The sequence below is a fragment of the Ochrobactrum sp. P6BSIII genome (assembly GCF_014138065.1).
In the GTDB taxonomy this organism is placed as follows: domain Bacteria; phylum Pseudomonadota; class Alphaproteobacteria; order Rhizobiales; family Rhizobiaceae; genus Brucella.
Window position 1 is genome coordinate 1 of sequence record NZ_JACGXB010000040.1, and the last position, 4,633, is coordinate 4,633.

Below are 4,633 nucleotides of genomic sequence, written 5' to 3' on the forward strand. Positions count from 1 at the left end.
AACGTCGATACGGCTCACAACGGCAGCTTCCGCGACATTCACGGATGCCAGCGAGAGCGCTGCAGTACCCGAAGCCACTAGAGCCACCGACATGGTGAGCGCGGAGGCCGCATGGAAGAAACGAGATACTCCAGACATATACGCGTGCACTTTCATTGCGACTGTTCATTATAAAGCCGACTAGGGAGACTCTAATGGAAGGGTTGTCATACGAAAGGCACTGACGGACAATCAGAAATTTGTAACAAGAATTTTCTGGATATTTCTACGCCTACATCGTCTGCGCCAGCCTCTTGCATTGATCACGCAAAAGGCACCAATAATCATGCGAAAATGATCCATTCGCTCGCGGCTTTGATTTTCTAGTGAAATTGAACCTATTTTTCAGTTCGTTTTAACTCTGCTCCACAATTGGTTTTGGCGCATTTCCAATCGCTTATAAAGTGCAACCAGCTTGGGCAGAACACCGGCTCAATATCCAACATGTTCGCGAAAATTTCGGTTTTGATGGCATTCTTCCGAATCTTCTGTAAATATTACGGAAATGACAGCGCATATTTTCCAAGAACATCATATGTATATATAAAAAATGAGGAGGATACATGCTTGGATTGATGATGAATATGCCTTTGTCGATAACATCGATACTGTCCCACGCCGCCCTGAACCATCCTGACCGGGAAATTGTCTCGCGCACATCTGAAGGTGCGGTTCACCGTTATGTTTATGCCAATTTTGAGAAACGATGCAAAAAACTGGCCAATGCCTTGCAGCGCATGGGTCTGCAATCAGGAGATCGGGTCGGCACGTTGGCCTGGAACGGGTATCGTCATCTTGAATTATATTATGGTGTCTCCTGCTCTGGTTTTGTCTGCCATACAATCAACCCTCGTCTTTTTCAGGAGCAGATCGCCTATATCATAGAACACGCCGATGACAGTGTGCTCTTCGTTGATCTGGCTTTTGTTCCAATCATTGAGGCTCTTGCTGACCGGCTTGCGCATGTAAAAGCGGTGGTCGTGATGACCGATCCGCAGCATATGCCCGCATCTGCTATTCTGCCGGATCTGATCTGCTATGAAACCCTGATCGAAGCCGAGCCGGAGGTTTTCGACTGGCCTCAGCTCGATGAGAACACAGCTTCCTGTCTCTGCTATACATCGGGAACGACGGGCGAGCCCAAGGGGGTTCTTTACAGTCACCGATCCATTGTTCTGCACGCTCTGACTGCCTGCCTGCCCGACCTGTTCGATCTTTCCGCCAAAGATGTCGTCGTGCCAGTCGTGCCTATGTTTCATGTCAATGCATGGAGCATTCCTTTCGCCGCCCTGATTGTCGGCGCCAAGCTGGTTCTGCCCGGCCCCAATCTCGATGGCGCCAGCCTGCATGGTCTGTTTGAGAGCGAGGCTGTGACTTTCACGGCCGGGGTTCCAACGGTTTGGCTTTGCCTACTGGACTGGATGGACGCGCATAAAAAGACCTTCAGCACACTCAGCCGGGTTGTAATTGGCGGATCAGCACCGCCGCCGGTCATGATCGAGCGACTGCAGGCCAGAGGCGTAATCGTGCTGCATGCCTGGGGCATGACTGAAACAAGCCCGCTTGGTCTGGCTTCGACTTTGTTGCCAAAACACCATTCATTATCTGCGGAAGAACAACTGCGCATTCAGGTCAAGCAAGGACGAGCGATCTATGGTGTTGAGATGCGCGTCGATGGTGCCGACGGCAAGCCGATCACGCGCAATGGTGCGGCCTTTGGTAGTCTGCTGGTTCGTGGGCCTTGGGTGGCTGCGGGCTATTACAATAGTCCGACAAGTGCAGCGCATGAAATCGAAGGCTGGTTCAATACGAATGACGTCGTTACCATTGACGAAGACAACTATGTTCAGATCATCGACCGTACGAAGGATGTTATCAAATCCGGCGGAGAATGGATCAGTTCGATTGAGCTGGAAAACATTGCGCAAGCGCATGAGGCCATTGCCGAAGCAGCAGTGGTCGCCAAACCTGATCCAAAATGGGGGGAGAGGCCTGCTCTCGTGGTGCGATTGCATCCCGGGGCACAATTTTCGCACGATGATATGGTCGCGCATTATGCTGGTAAGATAGAAAAATGGAGTGTTCCGGACGAGGTCATCATTGTTGACGAACTGCCTCATACCGCAACTGGAAAACTGCTCAAATCCGCCATTCGCAACATTGTGACTAACCGCTGATGCAGGGTGATCATGCTTGGGTGATCAGGCACCTTCTGCAAGAACCGAAGCCGTAATACTCGCCACGAGACCGTGCACGATCCAAATATGGATGGGAGGCTGACGAGATTCGTGTTAATCAATAGTGCAATATGGCTGGCAATGGGTACCAGGCCCGTTATTTTGTAAACGAATTATTCTGAATAGAAAGGAGCAATACTTAAAAACAAATCTCATCGATTGATGCAAGTCCAGCAATATTCGGACCCGTAAAAATTACATATCGGTTTTATCCTTATTCTCGCAGTCATTCAGCATTAAGGGACGAGGCCATGATACGCCGATATGGACGGGCCATTATTCTTTCGGTTGTTGCCGTTTGTTCGCTCTCGAGAATAGCGACGGCACAAGAGATCGAACCTTACCAACCACCGGCGACCTCAACTCCTCTCAAAGCAACTGCCGACAGATTGCGTGACAAACAGGGGCGCGGACCCCACTTTGACAGTCCGCATGAATTTCCTGCTGATGGGCAGGTCCCACGCGGACCTCAAATGCCCTTTCCGTTAGAAAAACAGAGCCGCGCCACAAACCCAGCACTGGAATTGGCTCAGAAATTGAGCGCAGTCGAGATCTATGTCGGCGTCAGATCCAGCCAGATGGATAGTTGGCGCGACTACACCTCCGCGTTGATCGACTTTCTGGCGACATCCAGAGATCCCGACACCAAGAAGCCGCAACATGATTACGGGCACCCACCGACCGCTGCAATGGCCACGTCTTTACCGATTGAGACCATCGCCAAAGAAGCATTAGCCAAGGGAGAAAAGGCAACTGGGCTTCTGGGCACACTGGCTAAATTGCTCAATGCGCTCAACGGCGAACAGATCAAAAAGCTGCACGAAGCTGATGCCTACCTTCGCCCGGCACGGTTTAACCCGCACGTGGCGTTTTTCTCCAACAAGATAATAGGTCCGCCAGAAGGCACTTACCCCTCCTCCGACGAGTTTGCTCCGTCACTCATGCATGATCATTGACGAGAACTCATTCAATGCAACAAAAAATAAGCAAGATTAAGCACATAGTTCTGGCAGCAGCCGTAACGAATTTATACATAGCGCATGCATCTGCAAACATCGTTGATGCCCTGAACAAGGCAGACATCAATCCGTCAGTTATCAGCGTTTCCCAGGGCTCTCCTCAGAAGGACCAAATTCTACCGCGGCAGGAAGAAAAAAATCCGCAAATGGAGCTCCCGAAGCGAGAAGCCAACACACCTTCCAACTGGCCATCGGGTGCCGATGCGATTATTGAAAGTTACGGAAACTGGACTTTTGAGTGCCGGATGTTCGCTTCTCAACCAAAGTGTTCGATCAATCAGAAACTGGCAAACCAGTTGGCTATCCAACTCATCACATCTGCGGATGGAACAGACACCAAGGCCATGATTATTTTGCCATTCGGGCTTCAGATCGCGCAAGGCGTCACCATTTTCATCGACGGAAAACCGGCCGATCATCGCGTTCCATTTTCGACGTGCACCCCAGAAGGATGTCTGATCCCGTTAACCATGCCTCCCAACAGTATGGAGCACATTCTAAAATCAAAACAAATGAAAATCGTCTCTTTCGACAACGCAACGGGCCAGTCGAGAGAATTTGCCATTGCACTGGACGGCATCAGCCACGCTTTCAATCGTCTAGTCGAGTATACGCGCCAAAACTGACGACGAACTATTATCGAGAAATCTGCGGTGAACTATCAGAAGCATGCGAGCATTGAGTGTTAATATACGCCACGGTTTAATCCCGTTTTTATTTGTCTGTGATTCAGCTCATACGTTTTCAAGTGCTTAGGAAGTCATTAGTTTCGGTCCGAGGGTAGAGCCACGGTGAAATGCAAACCCAGTTCAAATTCATGAAAACTCGACACAGTTGGTGTTCAATACGTCCAGTCTGATACCCAAAGTCGCCGAAGGTTGCTGCCTTGTCTACCTGACAGAAGAACAGCTTGGGCCATATCTCGACGACTGACGTTTTATCCGTGTCTTAAGCGACTTGTGTGAACTCTCCCCGGGCTACCAACTCTGTTACCTCAACCGTAGACAACAGACGCCAGCCTTTACGCTTCTCGTTGAGGTGCTTCGCTATCGCGCGAAATGATGCAGCGGGCGAACAGTGGCACGTTATCCCATCTAGCTGACGAATTTGATTGCCAGTCAAGAATCGTTATTACGGCTTTGTTCCTGCGATTGGCCGTAATGAAACATCCCCATCGCCTGGATAACTCAGGCATAGGGATGTTTTCTAAGTGTATCAGATAGCTTTCTGCAACTCCGGCAGTACGGTGAAGAGATCACCGACGAGGCCGTAATCGGCAACCTGGAAGATCGGCGCTTCTTCGTCCTTGTTGATGGCGACGATGACGCGGCTGTCTTT

The 4,633-nt window shown here is 50.2% G+C and carries 3 protein-coding genes and 1 pseudogene; 3 read left to right on the forward strand and 1 reads right to left on the reverse strand.

Annotated elements, in window-relative coordinates; genetic code table 11:
• The first annotated feature begins 602 nt into the window (after positions 1 to 602).
• The 3 genes from FHW00_RS24290 to FHW00_RS24300 all read left to right on the forward strand — a co-directional run bounded on the left by FHW00_RS24290 (position 603) and on the right by FHW00_RS24300 (position 3,921).
• A complete protein-coding gene (locus tag FHW00_RS24290; protein ID WP_078341345.1) occupies positions 603 to 2,216 on the forward strand; it encodes a long-chain-fatty-acid--CoA ligase in 1,614 nt (537 codons plus the stop codon).
• 311 nt (positions 2,217 to 2,527) lie between these two features.
• Positions 2,528 to 3,232 (forward strand): hypothetical protein, encoded by a 705-nt coding sequence (locus FHW00_RS24295; RefSeq protein ID WP_139364475.1) that lies wholly within the window; start codon positions 2,528 to 2,530, stop codon positions 3,230 to 3,232.
• 14 nt (positions 3,233 to 3,246) lie between these two features.
• Positions 3,247 to 3,921 (forward strand): invasion associated locus B family protein, encoded by a 675-nt coding sequence (locus tag FHW00_RS24300; RefSeq protein ID WP_078341347.1) that lies wholly within the window; start codon positions 3,247 to 3,249, stop codon positions 3,919 to 3,921.
• Positions 3,922 to 4,510: 589 nt separating this feature from the next.
• On the opposite strand, the pseudogene FHW00_RS24305 reads toward FHW00_RS24300, so the two are convergent.
• Positions 4,511 to 4,633: pseudogene (locus FHW00_RS24305) on the reverse strand (electron transfer flavoprotein subunit alpha/FixB family protein); the annotation flags it as partial.

What these genes read in the sequence shown, in the direction of transcription:
- FHW00_RS24290 (WP_078341345.1), top strand. Translation starts at nt 603, where the DNA reads ATGCTTGGATTGATGATGAATATGCCTTTGTCGATAACATCGATACTG.
- FHW00_RS24295 (WP_139364475.1), top strand. Translation starts at nt 2,528, where the DNA reads ATGATACGCCGATATGGACGGGCCATTATTCTTTCGGTTGTTGCCGTT.
- FHW00_RS24300 (WP_078341347.1), top strand. Translation starts at nt 3,247, where the DNA reads ATGCAACAAAAAATAAGCAAGATTAAGCACATAGTTCTGGCAGCAGCC.